Origin of the sequence: Arsukibacterium perlucidum DSM 18276 (genome assembly GCF_000382165.1) — a bacterium.
GTDB classification, from domain to species: Bacteria; Pseudomonadota; Gammaproteobacteria; order Enterobacterales; family Alteromonadaceae; genus Alishewanella; species Alishewanella perlucidum.
In genome coordinates, this window is sequence record NZ_KB907720.1 from 1 (window position 1) to 16,286 (window position 16,286).

The following is a 16,286-nucleotide window of genomic DNA, read 5'->3' on the forward strand; positions in this document are numbered from 1 at the left end:
GCGGTAAAGCCTGATAAAAAGTGATATTTAGCCTGTTCCTTCGTTAACTTAGATACCGGCGGCAATACACCGAAGGCATCAGCCGTTAAGAAAATAACCTTTTTGGCATGGCCGGCTTTCGAAACCGGTGTAACGATATTGTCGATATGGTAAATCGGGTAAGACACCCGGGTATTTTCGGTTTTTGAACCATCGTCAAAATCGATAGTGCCATCGGCGGCTACGCTAACGTTTTCTAACAGGGCGTCACGACGAATAGCCTGATAAATATCCGGTTCGTTTTCCTGCGACAAGTTGATGGTTTTAGCGTAACAGCCGCCTTCAAAGTTAAATACACCATCGTCGTCCCAGCCATGCTCATCATCGCCAATCAGCTGCCGCTTCGGGTCGGTAGACAGCGTTGTTTTGCCGGTGCCAGACAAGCCAAAGAATATTGCAACATCGCCATCTTTACCGACGTTAGCGGAGCAGTGCATCGACGCTATGCCTTTTAATGGTAAAAAGTAGTTCATCATTGAGAACATACCTTTTTTCATTTCGCCGCCGTACCAGGTACCGCCTATTAACTGAATACGTTCAGTCAGGTTAAAAGCCACGAAGTTTTCCGAGTTTAAACCCTGCTGCTGCCAGTTCGGGTTAGTGCATTTAGCACCATTCATTACGATAAAATCAGGCTTATAGCTTTTCAGCTCTTCGTCAGTTGGCCGGATAAACATGTTTTTAACGAAATGGGCCTGCCAGGCTACTTCAGTAATAAAGCGAACGGCCAGACGGGTGTCGGCGTTGGCACCACAGTAAGTATCGACCACAAATAAACGTTTGCCTGATAACTGACGGGTAACCAGCGATTTTAAATCAGCCCATACTGCAGTACTGATTGGTTTATTGTCGTTCTTACCTTGATCAGACCACCAGACGGTATCGCGGGTGGTGTCGTCACGAACAATATATTTATCTTTCGGGGAGCGGCCAGTGAAGATACCGGTATCAACCGAAACCGCGCCCAGCTTGGTCAGTTTGCCTTGTTCATAACCTTGCAAATCACTGCGGGTTTCTTCCGCAAACAATAAGTCATATGATGGGTTATAAACGATTTCCGTGACATCTGTAATGCCGTATTGGCCCAGATCCAGATCGGACATGATGTAACTCCTAAGGGTACTGTAGGTAAGGGTGCAGTCTCTAGCGGACTTATTAATTATGTTATTCTTTGGGCAACAGCCTGGTTTTTGCGCAAAAAATACCCGTGTATCTTAGCGTTTTCAGCAGAAAAAAGATAGTTGAGATTATCGCTAAAACCGCAGTAAACCACGCGCTGCTTGGGCTATAGCAAAGTTATGCAAAATAAATGATTGGTTATGATATGAGTGGCCGGGTGGTTGGCTTGGCCTGGATCAATTCACGCCACGGCAAGTCTGCCTGACCAATCACCATAAAATCGGGGTTAGCGAGGGTTTCGCGCTGGTTGTAACTAAGCGGCGCAAACTGACTATCAAGAATTTTGCCACCGGCTTCTTCAACAATAATATGCACTGCACCGGTATCCCATTCACCGGTCGGGCCAAGCCGCAAATAACAATCCGCTTTGCCCTCGGCCACCAGGCAACTTTTCAGCGAACAACTGCCCAACGGAATATATTCAACAGTTTGCCTTTCGCTTAGTAAGGCCACTATAGGTTGTAACGGCTGGCGCCGGCTAACCGCAATCCGCAACACCTCACCCTGCTGGTGCTGATGCACCTGGATGCGGTTAATTAAATTGCGTTGTTGTTTAAAAGAGCCGTGACCACGGGTGGCGTAATAAAGAATATCTTCTTTTGGCCAGTAAATAACGCCCAGTGCCGGCCAGCCATGTTCCACCAGCGCTATACTAACCGCAAAATCGCCACTTCTGGCAACAAACTCCTGAGTGCCATCCATTGGGTCAATTAACCAGTAACGCGGCCAGTGCTGGCGCTGCGCTAAAGGCATAATGGTAGTTTCTTCAGATATTATCGGGATATCCGGGGTCAGATCCGACAGCCTGGCGATAATCATCGCGTTAGCAGCAAGGTCAGCTGAAGTAACCGGGCTGGTATCGGCTTTTTGTTCGGCAACGAAATCCCCGCTTTGATACAGCTGCCATAAATGCTGGCCGGCTTCGCGGGCGGTCTGTTTTACACTCTCAAGCAGTTTGCTTAAAAACATCCGGGTTTGCTTCCAGGTATTGCTGTGCCAGTAACAGGGCGGCAACGCTCCGTGCTTCGGTGAAATCAACTTGCTGTAGTAACAAGTCACTGTCACCGCGCGCCCAACTGATGAGTTCCAGCGGTTCAGGTTCATCTCCCTGTTGCTGCTCGGGATATAAATCGAATGCCATAACTATATGCATTGTAGCATTAAAATATCCCGGTGCGAGCGCCAGTGACTTTAAGGTAACAAAACGGCCGGCACCAAAGCCAATTTCTTCTTTTAATTCACGATTCGCTGCCGTCAGCACATCTTCACCCGGGTCAATTAAGCCCTTTGGAAAACCCAGTTGGTAATCATGAGTGCCGGCGCTGTATTCGCGGATCAGGTAAAAATGCTCCGGGTCCGGGCAGGCCACTATCATTACCGCGCCACGACCTGCGCCACGCATTCGCTCATATGTGCGCTCTGCACCGTTACTAAAGCGTAACTGCAACTGCTCAATTTTAAATAACTTACTTTGAGCCACGATTTCCTGCGCCAGAATTTCCGGTACCTGTTTGCTCGTATGGCGCTGCGTCATCACTTACCCTCTGTTACAATCTGCGGTGGTTACTATAAAACGAATAACAGGAAAAACCTATGCTGGACTGGGCAGAAATTGATACCGTGTTACTGGATATGGATGGCACCTTACTTGACTTACACTTTGACAACCATTTCTGGCTGGAACATTTGCCACAACGCTGGTCCGAAATCAGCGGTATTAGTCTGGCCGAGGCCAAACGTCAGTTACAAAGTGAATATGCTGAGCTCAATGGCAAAATACAGTGGTACTGCCTCGACTACTGGGGAGAGCGGTTGCAACTGCCGATTACTGAGTTAAAACGCGAAGTAATGGATAAAATTCAGATGCGCCCGGATGTACCGGCATTTTTAACCGCGCTTAAACAGTCTGGCCGTGAGGTTGTGTTAGTGACCAATGCGCACCCGGACAGTTTATCGCTAAAACTTGAGCGCACCGATTTAGCCAAATATATCGATACCCTGATTTCAACTCACGAATTTGGCGTAACGAAGGAGAGTTGGGCACTGTGGCAAAAACTGCAGCAACGGCTTGGCTTTAAAAATGAAACAACTTTGTTTGTCGACGACAGTCTGCCAATTCTGACTGCCGCCCAAAACTTTGGCATTAAACACTTACTGGCAGTGGCTAACCCTGACAGTCAGCAACAGGCCAGAACCATCGACGAGTTTCCGGCCATTACAGATTACACACCGCTATTAGCAGATATTCTGGCGCACTCGAAATTACCGTCAGCGGCGGACTAGCCACCAGCACAAGTAGCGCTAAAATCTGATGGTATAGCGGCCCTGTGCATCTGGCCGGCCAACAAACTTCATAGCCTGATGCACTTCCTGCGGCAGGCTGGCTTCAGGTTTTAGCGTGCCACTAACCGTTAAACGGTTATTTTCAACAGCGGCAGTGACCGCCAGCCCCAGGCTGTTATTGCCATCAGTTACCAGTACCGGGCTGCCTTGCTCGCAACGTAAGTCGGCTACTATGCTGTTTAACTCCAGCCAGGTGCCGGTAGGCGGTTGTAACCGCGCATCCAGCCAGCTGGCATTGCCAGCAAGGCTGCTACACCAGGGCTTGCCCTGCTGAAAATCCTGCACCTCAACCATCAGCTCGCCACTTGCCGCTACAGGTAAGGGTAATTCTAATAGTGGCAACAACTGGCTAACAGGTAATCGCAGCAATGCTTGTTGCATATTAAGGCCACTAAAACTGTAGGCTATACTGGCTGTGGCATAAGGTTGTTCACGTTCTCCAACGCTGCCAGCGGTTATTTTGATTTGCGGCGCCAACCGCAACAACGACCAGCCATTTAATTGCCAGCGTAGCTGCTGCAACTGTAAATTCTGGTATTGAGCAACCGTTACTGAACCTTGCCAGATGGTACCCTGTACCTGGCCAAGTTGCATACCGGCAGGTAATCCCAGCCAATGCACCAACCAGGCAGCAGGTAATAAATACAACAAAAAAAACAGATAAGCGACCAGTGCTACTAAGGCTAATTTCCAATACTTCATACTATTCGATTACCATCCGCCTTACCCGCACAATGCCGCTGCTGTCGGTATTTGCCACATCCAGACTGACCAGTTTCACGCCATTAGTACTTTGCAGTTGGGCCAGCCAGCGCAGTAACTGCTCAAAAGGCACGTCTTCCAACACCAGTTGCAATTGATCATTCTGCGGTTGCATCCGGCTTACCTGAATATTGTAAGTACGGGAACTGTTACTGACAATCTGCGCCAGACTGCCACCAACCCGGGCCTGACTGGCCCCTGCCTGCTGTAACTGTGGCAACGCCTGTTGTAATTTTGCCAGTTGCAGCTGAGCCTGACTTAACGCGGCTTGCTTAGTGGCGTATCCTTGCTGCAAAGGCTGCCAGATAAACCAGTAAAGGGCACCAACAGCCAGCACTACAGCCGCGATCACAACCAGCCGCTGCTCTCGTAACGCCAAACCGGCCCACCAGTTTTGTATTTGTTGCTTCATGTTCTGCTCCGCATCACCACTGTACCTTGCACCCTGGCGCCGTCATTGCTTAGTGCACCCTGTTCAATGACGTAGCCGGCACTTTCCAGCGCCGTTTTTAAGCGTTCGAAATTTTGAAAACCGCCGGCATTAGCAGAGAACCGCAGTTCGGTCCGGGCCGCATCGAAGCGTAAACTATCAACTTTAATATCGCCCACCGCTGTTAACTGACGTTGCAGTGCACTTAATAAAGTCAGGAAATTCGCAGATTCGCCGCTCATACCTACTGAGGCCAGCTTCTGCTCGACCTGGCGGGATAAATTAACAATAGTTTCGCCGGGAAAGGCTTGCTGATACTCAGCCAGGCTTTGTTGCTGTACCTGCATTAACTGGCGCTCCAGTTGCCAGACAGAAAAGCCCTGCACCAGCAGATAAGCCACAAAACAGCTTGCTGCCAATACAATAGTGCTGCGCCACTGCTGCCACTGTTTATTGGCTTGTCGTTTTGGTGCATAAGGCCCTTGTAACAAAGTAAAGCTTACCCGCTGCAGCTGGCGAGCCAGCAGTGCTAAAGGCAGCTCAGGTTCCATACTTTGCTGGGACTGCATAATATCAGCGGGCCACGGGCTATAACTGGCAATATTTGGCAGGGCGGCCAACGCCAGATATTGTGGCCACCAGCTGCTGTCGATAGCACTGGCCTGCCAGGGCCCCTGTTTAATCAGCCATTGTGTATTCAGCTCAATACAGGCAGGCAATGGATTATCAGGCAGCAATAACGCATCTGGCAGCATTCTTACTACGTTAAAACCGGCGTCCTGCAACCAGCTAAGCCAGCCGTCCATTCGCTCTCGTTGCACTACCGCAACCTGTTGCTGGTAATGGCCGTCATGTTGTTCTAACGCACCCAACGCCAACCACAGCTGGTCAATATCTTCTGCCTGCTCATCTTCCAGCATATAAGGCAGTGCCTGCAAAATTTGCCGGGTGGGCCGGGTCGGCAAACTAACCTGCTTTAACACCACATCAGACGCTGGTACCAGAGCAATAGCAGGCCGGGCACCCAAACGCTCAGCAAGTTGGCCCAGCTCGTCAGCACTGGCTATCTCGCCTGACGCAATTACCTCATCGCTATGGCTGGCCCAAACCAGCCAGCTTATAGTTTGGCCGGCCCGGCTCCCCAACCTGATAATTAACTGTTCACTCACCCCTGGCCTCCAAATCGCCGGGCCAATACCCTGACTGTATTATCATCATCTACTCTGAATATTGACGTTAGCACGAAACCACTTTCCAGATAAGAAGTGGTTGCGAGCAACTGAAAGTAACTGGATTTTATCGTTAAAAGTGCTTTAACATCATCTGCTATCTCCATACCAGCCAGTTGCGGCAATGCCAGTAATTCATCGACACTGTTAAAGCCCCCCTCCGGCCGATCGGCAATCATATCAACAGCGTCAGCTTCGCTGAGTTCCGGCACAAGCGCTGCCAGCAATACCGCCGTCTGTTCGGTCAGGGTATTAATATTTATCTGTAACTGGCTATTTTCAGGTATCACACAAACATAAGGTAGCACCAGCTGCATATCTGCCGGCGTAATATCCAGCATCAGCCTCAGTTCACTGGTCGACACCATCAACGAGTTGGCAGTGTAATACGGAAACTGTAATGACGCGTAATCATCTTCCTCTGCACTACCAGCAGTACTAAGCAAACTGTCTTCATCCAGCCAGTCGTGCACCCTGGCAACCAAATACTCTGCCGGCATCGACAAGTCAGCGGCAACCAGCTCAAGCAAACGGTTGAAACTGCGCTGCGCTGCGCTCTGCTCAATTCTACCAGAGGGCCCCCGCTGGCCTGCCCGTTGCAAAGCATTTAAATTAAAGCAAGCTTGCAAATCAGTGATTTCGCCGGCGATATTGCCATCAGCAACCGGAAAGCTGGCGCCACTTTGGGCCCAGTCCTGCTCAAGATTTACGGTTTGCTCGCCGCTGAGACTGCGGCTTAACAACACCCTGGCGAAGTGCTCCGCTCCCATTGCATACCAGAAAGCCTGCTGTTGTTGTTGCAGATTGTGCTGGCGTTGTAATTGTAATTGCAGGCGTCCGGTCATGTTTACCGCTATCACTACCACTATCGCCACAATCATTAATACGGTGATCAGGGCGGCGCCACGCTCGACTTGTCGCATTAGCGTCGCCCCCGCCGCTGATCATCAGGCTGTCCTGGGTTGTCCGGGGTTGCCGGGCTGTCCCGCTTATTATCTTGCTGATCCTGTCCGGACGAATTCGGATCAGGATTAGTGACGATGCGTGACACGACCATCCCAGACGGCAGGGTAAATATCCGTTCTATTTCCCCCAGATATTCATGCGTCAGGGTTACTTTTACGGCTTTTGGCATAAGGCTGTCCTGCCATTTTTCCAGCCATTCCTCACCCTGCAGATAGCTGACTGAAAACGCCGTAAGATCTTGTTGCAACGTCTGTTTCAACGGTTCACTTCCGGCCACCGCATCGGCATACAGGCTGAACAAACGTTGTAGCTCCCCTTGCTCTAAGCGGTACGCCACCAGCTGAACTTCGCCCCGTGGCAGAATATGGCCCGGGTTACGCCAGCCCTGGCGGGTAAAGCTCAAACCGTGATCTTCGCTATCCAATAAATACTGCTCGCCGTACAGCCGGTATTTAACCGGTGCTTCGCCATCCAACCGGACATGGCGGGTGCTTATTTGCATAAAATCGCGCTCCAGCATCAGCATGGTGCGCTGTAACTGCTGAATTCTTTCTGTTGCTTCCTGCGATAACTCATCGCTATTGGTAACACTGGTTAACACCGCAACAGAGGCCAGCCCAACCATCGCAAAAATGGCAGTAGCCAGTAACATCTCAATAAAAGTAAAACCCTGCTGCTTAACCACTGGGCTTACCTATAAAAGTAGTAAGTTGCAACAGCACGTCGTCAGGCTGCTCAGCCAGACTGATGCTTACCACCAGCTGCCGTAAATCGGCGTCGGGCACAGTAGTGGCCTGCTGACGCCACAGCCATTGCCGGTTAGCCATTTCCACCTCCCCCTGCAATAACTCCCGCGGCGGCCAGTTGGATTCCAGCATTGCCAGGTGCAACTGGTTGTTAGCAACATAACCGGCAATCGTCAGTTCCTCTATCTGGCTAAGCGCCCGGATATGGCCAGAGCTGGCTTGCATTATTGCCAGGCCGGCGGTGGCAAATATCGCCATCGCTACCAGCAGTTCTAACAAGGTAAAGCCGCGATTGTTCATCAACGCACCGTGATTACATCTGAGCGGGTCAGCGGGATGGTAAAATCAGTACCAACAGTCTGGCTCACCTGATCCAGCCGTTCCCCCAGTTGAAAAGTTAAGCGGAATGGGCTGATTTCACCTGATGACAAAATAAATACCTGCGGTAGTACCGGCGGCTGCTCACTATCGGTGTTTTCAAACTCATCAGCTTGCTGCCAGTTTAGCTGGCTTAATAAGCTTAGCTCTGATCCCGGCAGGCCCTCCAGTTCCAGTTGTAGGCGGATATCTTCTGCTAACTCATAGGTTTCAGCCGCTTTCGGTTCATCGGCCTGTAGCCATTTTTCACCATCAAAATAGACAAAACTGTAACTACCTTGCTGCAGTACCAGGCCCCACTCCTGCTGTTTCAGCATAGCGGTTTCAGCAATAAACTGAAAAACCTGCTGGAAGCGTTCAGTTTCTTTATGCAGCCGTTGCTCTGGCGAGTCACCACTGAAATTAAGCACAACGGTAGTAGCCAGTAAACCAATTAACAGCATTACCAACATCACTTCTAACAAGGTGAAGCCGGCTTGACGCAACCTGGCTGGCTGGCGGGTTGGCATTAATTATTGTCGCTTTCTGCCGCGTCCAGGTTCCAGTTACCAATATCGTCATCAGTTCCCGCTACCCGATCCGGACCTTTGCTGTATACATCAATCCTGCCAAGCTGACCCGGGCTCACCAGAATATAGTCTTCGTTCCACGGGTCCTTTGGTAAGCGACGGATAAAGCCACCCTCCGGAAAAGAACGTGGCGCAGGTTGAGACGTCGGGGCGGTAACCAGCGCTTGCATGCCTTGTTCAGTCGTCGGGTAAAAACCGTTGCGCAAGCGGTACATATCCAGCGCACTTTCCAGTTGCTGAATATCTACTACCACTTTCTGACGGGCGGCCTGCTCCTGATTACCCATTAAATTTGGCACTACCATACTGGCAATAATGCCCAGAATAACGATTACCACCATTACCTCAAGTAAGGTAAAGCCTTTTTGTATCTGCCTTAACATGTTAACCACCTACCATATTATTTAACGCTAAAATGGGCTGCAATATTGCCATCACAATAAATAACACCATGCCGGCCATTACTGATACCAGCACAGGTTCAAATACTTTTAACGACACTGTTACCAACGACTCAAATTCTTTATCCTGGGCATTAGCTGCGCGCTCCAGCATGCTGTCCAGCTGACCACTTTTTTCACCACTGGCTATCATATGCAGCATCATTGGCGGAAACATCTTCGTCTGCTCCAGCGCATTTCGCAGCGAGGTACCTTCACGCACCCGGCCCGTTGCATCAGCCACCGCTTCTTTCATATAACTATTGCTAAGCACGTCAGCACTGATCCGCATCGCTTCTAGCAATGGTACTGAGCTGGCATTCAGAATACTTAAGGTACGGGCGAAACGGGCGGTATTCAGGCCCCGGCTTACCTTACCAAACATCCCCAGCCGCAAAGTAAAGCGGTCCCAGCGATACTTAAGCTCAGGTTTGCGCAGCGCCCGTTGCCAGAACACTGCCGCCAGCATAATAGCGATCAGCAGTAAGACACCGTAGTTTCGAATAAAATCACTGGCCGCTATCAGAAACAAGGTGGTGCCTGGTAACGACTGGCCCATATGCTCGAATTGGCCGACTATTTTTGGTACTACCGCCGCCAGCAAAATACTAATCACCAGCACCGCAAAGCAGGTTAAAATTATCGGATATAACAACGCCTGTAAAATCTGACTGCGCATATACTGGCGCTGCTCGGTATAATCGGCCAGCCGGTTCAGCACTTGCTCCAAGTGGCCGGACTTTTCTCCCGCTGCCACCATGGAGCGAAACAAATGGTCAAATACGTGTGGAAACTCCGCCAGACCTTCTGCCAGGGTATAGCCTTCCACCACTTTTGAGCGCACCGCCATCATCATATTCTGTAAACGGGGCTTTTCACATTGCTCAGCCACAGCCAATAAGGCGCTTTCAATGGGCAGGGCGGCTTCTACCAGCGTCGCCAGTTGGCGGGTAAGTAAGGCGAGTTCTGCCGCAGAAATTTTCCGGCTTAACCAGTTGCGTCCGGAAGCGACCAGCTTTTCCTGTTGCGACGCCAGCTCTACGCTGAGTGGTTGCAGTTTTTGCTCACGCAGCATCTGCCGGGCATGGCGGGCATTGTCAGCCTCCAATACCCCTTTATTCTTCTTGCCGCGTAAATCGAGCGCCTGATACTCAAATGCTGCCATTACACATCCTCACGGGTAACGCGCAACACCTCTTCCAGGGTGGTTTCGCCAGCCAGCACCTTGCTGAAACCATCCAGCCGGATACTGGGGCAATGCGCCCGGGCATACTTTTCGATAGACTGCTCGCCTTTGCCGTTATGGATCATCTCGCGAATGGTTTCATCAACCTGCAGCAGCTCATGGATCCCGGTGCGGCCGCGATAGCCGGTATAGTTGCAATGCTCACAGCCTTTGGCACGATATATCTGCTGGCCCTCTTTTTTGCTGATGCCCAGTAGATTACGCTCTTCCTTATCCGGATCGTGTAATTCTTTACAGTGACTACACAAGGTGCGCACCAGCCGCTGGGCCAATACCCCGAGTAAACTGGATGATAATAAAAACGCTTCAACGCCCATGTCTTCTAAGCGGGTAATCGCACCCGCAGCAGTATTGGTGTGCAGGGTAGACAATACCAGGTGGCCGGTTAAACTGGCCTGCACGGCGATTTGCGCTGTTTCCAGATCACGAATTTCACCTACCATGACCACATCCGGGTCCTGGCGCAGTATTGCCCGCAGACCACGGGCAAAGGTCATATTAACCTTGGTATTTACCTGAGTCTGGCCTACGCCTTCCAGCTCATATTCTATTGGGTCTTCGACGGTAAGAATGTTGCGGTCTTTGGTATTAATTTCCGTTAAGCCGGCATATAAAGTAGTGCTTTTACCGGAACCAGTGGGTCCGGTAACCAGAATAATGCCATGCGGTTTCAAAATCAGTTTGGAAAACGCCTGCTGCACTGCCAGGGTCATGCCAAGGTCGGCCAGATTTAAGTGCGAGTTATTTTTATCCAGCAAGCGTAGCACCACCCGCTCACCATGGCTTGACGGCATAGTGGATACCCGGACATCGACAGCCCGGCCGGCAATCCGCAGGCTGATCCTGCCATCTTGCGGCACCCGTTTCTCGGCGATGTCCATTTTTGACATTACTTTAATCCGCGATACCAGCAAGCTGGACAAACGGCGGTTAGGTCGCAGTACTTCACGAAGCAAACCATCAACCCGGAAACGGATAATCAGCGCTTTTTCAAAGGTTTCGATATGAATGTCAGACGCGCCAAGTTTAATCGCCTCACCCAGCATGGCGTTGATCAGCTTGATGATGGGCGCATCGTCTTCATTTTCCAGTAAATCTTCGGTTTCCGGAATATCATCAGCCAGCGAGGCCAGATTAACCTCATTGCCAATATCTTCCATTAACTGTTGGGCTTCGGAAGAATCGCGCTGATAGCTGGCTTCCAGCAAAGCTTCAAATTCGGTCGCCGACAATGCCGTCACGCTAAAACTCTCGGCCAGTAAACGCCGCACTTCCAACACCGATTCTGGCCGGGTGCCAGGTTGCACATACAGCAGCCAGCCTTGCTGCTGTTGTTGCAGCAGTACCCCATGGCGTTTGGCAAAACTAAACGGCAGCCGGATACGGCTGCTGACCGGTTTAACTTCTTCTTCTGCTACCAGGCCTTCCATCAGTCGCGTGTTCCGGTAGCGGGCTGCTGCTCAGCCGGTTGCTGTTGCTGCTCTTCCATAAAGCGGTCAAAGGTTGGCGGTAAAACCAGCGAATCATCCCACTCCGGCAATACCACTTGTTTGGTATTAGGCATTAAGCGGATACCTTGTTCATCACGCAGTAATTGCTCGGCCCGGATATGGTTATATTTGGCTTTGGAAATACCGGAAATTGCCGAACCCTCCCGCACTATAGTGGCCTTAATAAATACCATCAGGTTACGCTTTTGCTTGGTAACACTGGTTGATTTAAATAAATGGCCTAACAAAGGAATATCGCCAAGCAATGGCACCTTGGATTCACTTTCTTGTACATCTTCATCAATTAAACCGCCCAATACCACAGTGGCACCATCGTCGGTCATTACCGTGGTTTTAATTTCCCGCTTATTAATAGTGATATCCACAGCCGTTGCACCACCAATGCTCGACACCTCCTGCTCTATGGTAAGTTGCACGGCATTGCCTTCATTAATTTGCGGGGTCACTTTCAGCTTAATCCCCACTTCCTGCCGTTGTACCTGCTGGAACGGGTTAGTATTGTTGGCGCCTGTGGTAGAGCCGGTGATCACCGGCACTTCCTGCCCGACTAAGAAAAATGCTTCCTGATTATCCATCGTAGTAATATGCGGCGTGGCCAGCACATTAGAATTGGTACTGGTGCGAACCGCTTGTAGAAGTGCCGCCCAGTCGCCTTGTACAAAACCTAATAAGGCTCCATTTAAGCCTTGCAATGCCGTTGCCAGCCCAGAGTAATCGCGATTAGAATCAGGAGTCCGGGTTGTTGTTGATCCGCCACTTGGATTCGCAACAGTTTGTTCGGTTCCCCGCGTAATTTGTGATGCCTGAACGGCACCTGCCGCGACCCCTATGATTGGTATAGTATTACCGCTGCTAAAATTAGTGCCACCCGCATTAGCGTTGATCCACTGCACGCCAAAGTCAGTGCCATCGCCTTCAAATACTTCAACAATAATAGCCTCTACCAGTACCTGAGCACGGCGGATATCCAGCTGGCGGATAACATCTTCTAACGAGCGCATCATATCGGGCTGAGCGGTAACGACCAGCGAGTTGCTGTCGGCATGGGCCTCAATACTGATTTCCCGGCCAGAGCTTTGAGTACGCCGGCCCCCCTGGGCAGCCGCTGTTCCTGCACCGCCCTGCACTTCAGCCACAATAGATTCGCTTACGCCTTTTAGTACCGGCACCAGCTCTTCTGCTTTGGCATATTTCAAATAATAAACCCGGGTATTGCCGCTGGTTTTCAGCTCGGCATCCAGCCGCCTGGCCAGCTCAATTACCCGCTGCCGGGCTTGTAATTCGCCACTGACAATCACGCTGTTGGTGCGCTCATCAGCCACAATTTTCGGGATCAGGAAATCAGGCTGCTCCGCCCGGCCCTGGCTTTTATAAATGCTTTCCAGAATCCGGACAATTTCGCCAGCTGAAGCAAATTCCAGTTTCAGAATTTCCAGTTCCTGATCGCCGGCTTTATCTACCCGCTGAATAATATCGACTATCCGGTTTACCACAGCCGCTGGCCCCGTCATCATAATAACGTTAGAGGGGTCATAGTTTACTACATGGCCACCACCGGCCTGATTACTGAACTGGCGCAGTAAAGGTGCCAACTCGCGCACTGATACGTTCCGCACCTGTACCACGCGGGTAACCATCTCATCGCCGTATCCGGGATCGTCATCCCCCACCACTGGTATATTGGATGTTTTAGCATCTTTGTTGCGCACAACTTTTAAGATACCGCTTTCCATTTCCACAACAGCAAAGCTGTATACTTCCAGTACATTTAAGAAAAACTGGTAGTACTGCTCTTCATTAAGCATTTCATAACTACGGACATTTATCCGGCCACGCACCTGCGGGTCAACAATAATAGTTTTTTTCAGGTTCATACCAACGATATTAATAAACTCGTTAATATCAGTACCTTTAAAATTTGGTGAATACTGCACTTGTTCAGTATCAGCCAATACCGCGAAACTAAAAACGGCGCCAGCTAGTAATCCTGCTAATACACGTCCTGAACCCCTGAAAAAACCACCTGATATCATGAGAATTTAACCAATTGTTATCTAATTATTTTATTGCGAAAGACTAAACAGAATATCTCTGATTTCGCCGTCACGTTCTATTTTAATCGCTGCTTCACTGGCATCTCTGAGGTCGTTAATAACCCGCATTGCCTGTTGCATATCGTTTAGCGGGATACCGTTAATCTCTAACGCCAGGTCATTCTGCTGAAGCCCCAGCTGATTAAACAGCGCAGGGTCTTTACCCGGCATTAAACGGTAACCCAGCAGGACACCACTGTTGTCATGCTGCGGTGATACCCGGATATAATCAAAAAACTTCATAGGCTCTGCCAGCAGTTCATCGCGGCTTATTCCTAAATCACTATCATCCAGAGTCGGCGCCGCTGCCTGCGGCGAAACAACTAATTCGTTTTCGTAGCTGGGTTCCGGGTTATCTTCGCGCCCCAGGCCGGCATTGGCTTGCGCCATTCTGGTATATTCAATACCGTCCAGCATCAGTGTTTCGAAACGGCCAGCTTGCTGAATTAATACCCGGTCAATTAGCACCTGTTTTAATACCGCATTGGTGCCTTCTATGGTGTCATCGATGGCATAAGTACCTTCGCTACCGCGGCTTTCTATAATGGCACTGCCACTGTTTGGATTAGCCTGGGCAACCACACCGGTCAGCTTAACATTGAGTTGGGTTTTTGGCGCTTCAGTAACAACTGGCGCTGCCCTTTGTGGCTCGGCAGTAACCTTACCAAATAGTGAATAACTTAGCAGTTGCTCGAGATCGGTAGCCGCTTTGCCTGTCGATACTGGCGCGGTTTGTTGCAGCAAAACCGGACCTGCAGCTTCAGGCGCTGGCAACAGCTGCCAGCTTAAACGTGCCAGCAACCAGGCAAGCAACAGCACCAGAACCAGGTTCACTAGCTTGCGTAAGGTGCTTACCGGCAGGCGCTGGCTAACGCGATTTAACTCTTGCATCGACAAGGACAGATTCATTTCAGCTTTCTTATAATAAATTCGGTTTCATCTTACTCAGTTGTCAGCATGCCAACAAGTGCCTGCCGACATTTTCACAAAACACTAACAGTGAAAATATGGCCGGGGCTACGCTTCAGCCATTGTTTGGCACTATAATGCACATTCAGTTCAGCATACAGGATAATTATGACTTCATCACCGGCCGCTACACAGCAAAACGACAGCATCAGGCTGGATAAATGGCTCTGGGCCTGCCGTTTTTACAAAACCCGCGCCCTGGCTAAAAGCATGATTGAAGGCGGCAAAGTACACTATAATGACCAGCGCTGCAAAGCAAGCCGCCAGGTCGAAATTGGCGCCACCATTAAGTTGGCCCAGGGGACCGATGACAAGACAGTTATCGTAATGGGCTTGTCTGAAAGACGTCTGGCTGCGCCACTGGCGCAGGCTTTGTATCAGGAAACCGCCGCCAGCACTGAACAACGCCTCGCCCGGGCGGAGCTGCGGAAAACCAACAGTCTGTTTGCCCCACACCCGGACACTAAGCCAGATAAAAAAATGCGTCGCCAGTTATTACTTTTAAAATCCAAGCAGTAAGAGAGACTTTATGAATCCGGATAAGTTACACCGTTTTTTGTTTCAGCAAAAACACGTCAGAGGCGAGCTGGTGCAGCTGACAGATAGCCTGGACCAGATGCTGAAAAATCATCATTATCCGTTGCCGGTTAAACAATTGCTGGCTGAGTTAGTGGTGGCAACCAGTTTAATTACTGCCACCCTGAAGTTAGATGGCGAAATTGCAGTGCAGTTACAAGGCGAGGGCCCGGTTAAGTTTGCCGCTGTTAATGGTGACAACCAACAAAATTTCCGGGCCATGGTGCGACTGCAGGCAGAGCTTAGCGGCAGCAGTTTTCGCGAGCTGATTGGCGAAGGTTACATGATTGTGACCATAACCCCACGGCAGGGAGAGCGCTACCAGGGCATAATTCCATTAACCGGCGCTACCCTGACCAGTACGCTGGAAGGCTATTTCGCCCAGTCCGAACAGCTACCCACCCGCTTGTACATTTATACTGACATTTCCCAACAAAACATCGCCGCTGGTTTAATGCTGCAGGTACTGCCGGTTGAACCGCAAAAAGCGGTCGAGGATTTTGCCGAGTTGGTGGTACTGGCCGACACTGTTACCGCCGACGAATTACTAACCCTGCCTGCAGAGCAAATGCTGTACCGGTTGTTTCATCAGGAGCAAGTAGAATTATTTTCGGCGCAGGATGTCAGATTTGTTTGTGGTTGCTCCCGCCAAAAATGCGAAACGGCTCTGTATAGCATTGGCAAAGAAGCCCTTGGCGAGCATATTGCTGAGGGAAAGCTGGAGATGACCTGTGAGTATTGCAATACGCAGTATCTGTTTAGCGCAGACGAGTTGCAGCAGATAAGCAACCAGCTGTAATAAAAACGCCC

The 16,286-nt window shown here is 50.3% G+C and carries 18 protein-coding genes; 3 read left to right on the forward strand and 15 right to left on the reverse strand.

Going from position 1 to position 16,286, the window contains the following annotated elements:
* From pckA to nudE, 3 genes are all read right to left on the reverse strand, one after another.
* Window positions 1-1,142 (reverse strand): phosphoenolpyruvate carboxykinase (ATP) (pckA, locus tag H141_RS0113735; RefSeq protein WP_019676857.1); only part of this gene is annotated, 1,142 nt, incomplete at its 3' end.
* A gap of 214 nt (window positions 1,143-1,356) precedes the next feature.
* A complete protein-coding gene (gene cysQ, locus H141_RS0113740; RefSeq protein ID WP_019676858.1) occupies window positions 1,357-2,187 on the reverse strand; it encodes a 3'(2'),5'-bisphosphate nucleotidase CysQ in 831 nt (276 codons plus the stop codon).
* A complete protein-coding gene (nudE, locus tag H141_RS0113745) occupies window positions 2,165-2,752 on the reverse strand; it encodes an ADP compounds hydrolase NudE (protein ID WP_019676859.1) in 588 nt (195 codons plus the stop codon). The genes cysQ and nudE overlap by 23 nt, the downstream gene beginning before the upstream one ends.
* Before the next feature lie 59 nt (window positions 2,753-2,811).
* Between nudE and yrfG the strand changes: the two genes are divergently transcribed.
* Window positions 2,812-3,501: a GMP/IMP nucleotidase gene (gene yrfG, locus H141_RS0113750; protein WP_019676860.1), complete on the forward strand. Its 690-nt coding sequence runs from the start codon at window positions 2,812-2,814 to the stop codon at window positions 3,499-3,501.
* An 18-nt stretch (window positions 3,502-3,519) separates the two neighbouring features.
* On the opposite strand, the gene H141_RS0113755 is transcribed toward yrfG, so the two are convergent.
* The 12 genes from H141_RS0113755 to gspC all read right to left on the reverse strand — a co-directional run bounded on the left by H141_RS0113755 (window position 3,520) and on the right by gspC (window position 14,840).
* The gene (locus H141_RS0113755) at window positions 3,520-4,263 is read right to left on the reverse strand and encodes a type II secretion system protein N (protein WP_019676861.1); all 744 of its coding nucleotides are present in this window, start codon (window positions 4,261-4,263) and stop codon (window positions 3,520-3,522) included.
* A 1-nt stretch (window position 4,264) separates the two neighbouring features.
* Window positions 4,265-4,735 carry a type II secretion system protein GspM gene (gene gspM / locus H141_RS0113760; RefSeq protein ID WP_019676862.1) on the reverse strand — a complete coding sequence of 157 codons (471 nt, stop codon included), beginning with the start codon at window positions 4,733-4,735 and terminating at the stop codon, window positions 4,265-4,267.
* A complete protein-coding gene (gene gspL, locus H141_RS0113765) occupies window positions 4,732-5,922 on the reverse strand; it encodes a type II secretion system protein GspL (protein WP_019676863.1) in 1,191 nt (396 codons plus the stop codon). The genes gspM and gspL overlap by 4 nt, the downstream gene beginning before the upstream one ends.
* Window positions 5,919-6,905 carry a type II secretion system minor pseudopilin GspK gene (gene gspK / locus H141_RS0113770; protein WP_019676864.1) on the reverse strand — a complete coding sequence of 329 codons (987 nt, stop codon included), beginning with the start codon at window positions 6,903-6,905 and terminating at the stop codon, window positions 5,919-5,921. The genes gspL and gspK overlap by 4 nt, the downstream gene beginning before the upstream one ends.
* Window positions 6,905-7,633 carry a type II secretion system minor pseudopilin GspJ gene (gspJ, locus tag H141_RS0113775; protein WP_019676865.1) on the reverse strand — a complete coding sequence of 243 codons (729 nt, stop codon included), beginning with the start codon at window positions 7,631-7,633 and terminating at the stop codon, window positions 6,905-6,907. Before gspJ ends, gspK begins: the two co-directional genes overlap by 1 nt.
* Window positions 7,626-7,994, reverse strand: a complete 369-nt coding sequence (gene gspI / locus H141_RS0113780) for a type II secretion system minor pseudopilin GspI (RefSeq protein WP_019676866.1) — start codon at window positions 7,992-7,994, stop codon at window positions 7,626-7,628. The genes gspJ and gspI overlap by 8 nt, the downstream gene beginning before the upstream one ends.
* Window positions 7,994-8,581 (reverse strand): type II secretion system minor pseudopilin GspH, encoded by a 588-nt coding sequence (gene gspH / locus H141_RS0113785; protein ID WP_019676867.1) that lies wholly within the window; start codon window positions 8,579-8,581, stop codon window positions 7,994-7,996. Before gspH ends, gspI begins: the two co-directional genes overlap by 1 nt.
* Window positions 8,581-9,024: a type II secretion system major pseudopilin GspG gene (gene gspG / locus H141_RS0113790; RefSeq protein ID WP_019676868.1), complete on the reverse strand. Its 444-nt coding sequence runs from the start codon at window positions 9,022-9,024 to the stop codon at window positions 8,581-8,583. Before gspG ends, gspH begins: the two co-directional genes overlap by 1 nt.
* Before the next feature lies 1 nt (window position 9,025).
* Window positions 9,026-10,246, reverse strand: a complete 1,221-nt coding sequence (gene gspF, locus H141_RS0113795) for a type II secretion system inner membrane protein GspF (protein ID WP_019676869.1) — start codon at window positions 10,244-10,246, stop codon at window positions 9,026-9,028.
* The gene (gene gspE / locus H141_RS0113800; protein WP_019676870.1) at window positions 10,246-11,757 is read right to left on the reverse strand and encodes a type II secretion system ATPase GspE; all 1,512 of its coding nucleotides are present in this window, start codon (window positions 11,755-11,757) and stop codon (window positions 10,246-10,248) included. Before gspE ends, gspF begins: the two co-directional genes overlap by 1 nt.
* Window positions 11,757-13,790 (reverse strand): type II secretion system secretin GspD, encoded by a 2,034-nt coding sequence (gene gspD / locus H141_RS0113805; RefSeq protein WP_240473129.1) that lies wholly within the window; start codon window positions 13,788-13,790, stop codon window positions 11,757-11,759. Before gspD ends, gspE begins: the two co-directional genes overlap by 1 nt.
* Before the next feature lie 111 nt (window positions 13,791-13,901).
* The gene (gene gspC, locus H141_RS0113810; RefSeq protein ID WP_051090413.1) at window positions 13,902-14,840 is read right to left on the reverse strand and encodes a type II secretion system protein GspC; all 939 of its coding nucleotides are present in this window, start codon (window positions 14,838-14,840) and stop codon (window positions 13,902-13,904) included.
* A 168-nt stretch (window positions 14,841-15,008) separates the two neighbouring features.
* On the opposite strand from gspC, the gene hslR reads away from it, so the two are divergent.
* Together hslR and hslO are read left to right on the forward strand one after the other, a co-directional pair.
* The gene (gene hslR, locus H141_RS0113815; protein WP_019676873.1) at window positions 15,009-15,419 is read left to right on the forward strand and encodes a ribosome-associated heat shock protein Hsp15; all 411 of its coding nucleotides are present in this window, start codon (window positions 15,009-15,011) and stop codon (window positions 15,417-15,419) included.
* 10 nt (window positions 15,420-15,429) lie between these two features.
* Window positions 15,430-16,275, forward strand: a complete 846-nt coding sequence (gene hslO, locus H141_RS0113820; RefSeq protein WP_019676874.1) for an Hsp33 family molecular chaperone HslO — start codon at window positions 15,430-15,432, stop codon at window positions 16,273-16,275.
* Window positions 16,276-16,286 lie beyond the last annotated feature (11 nt).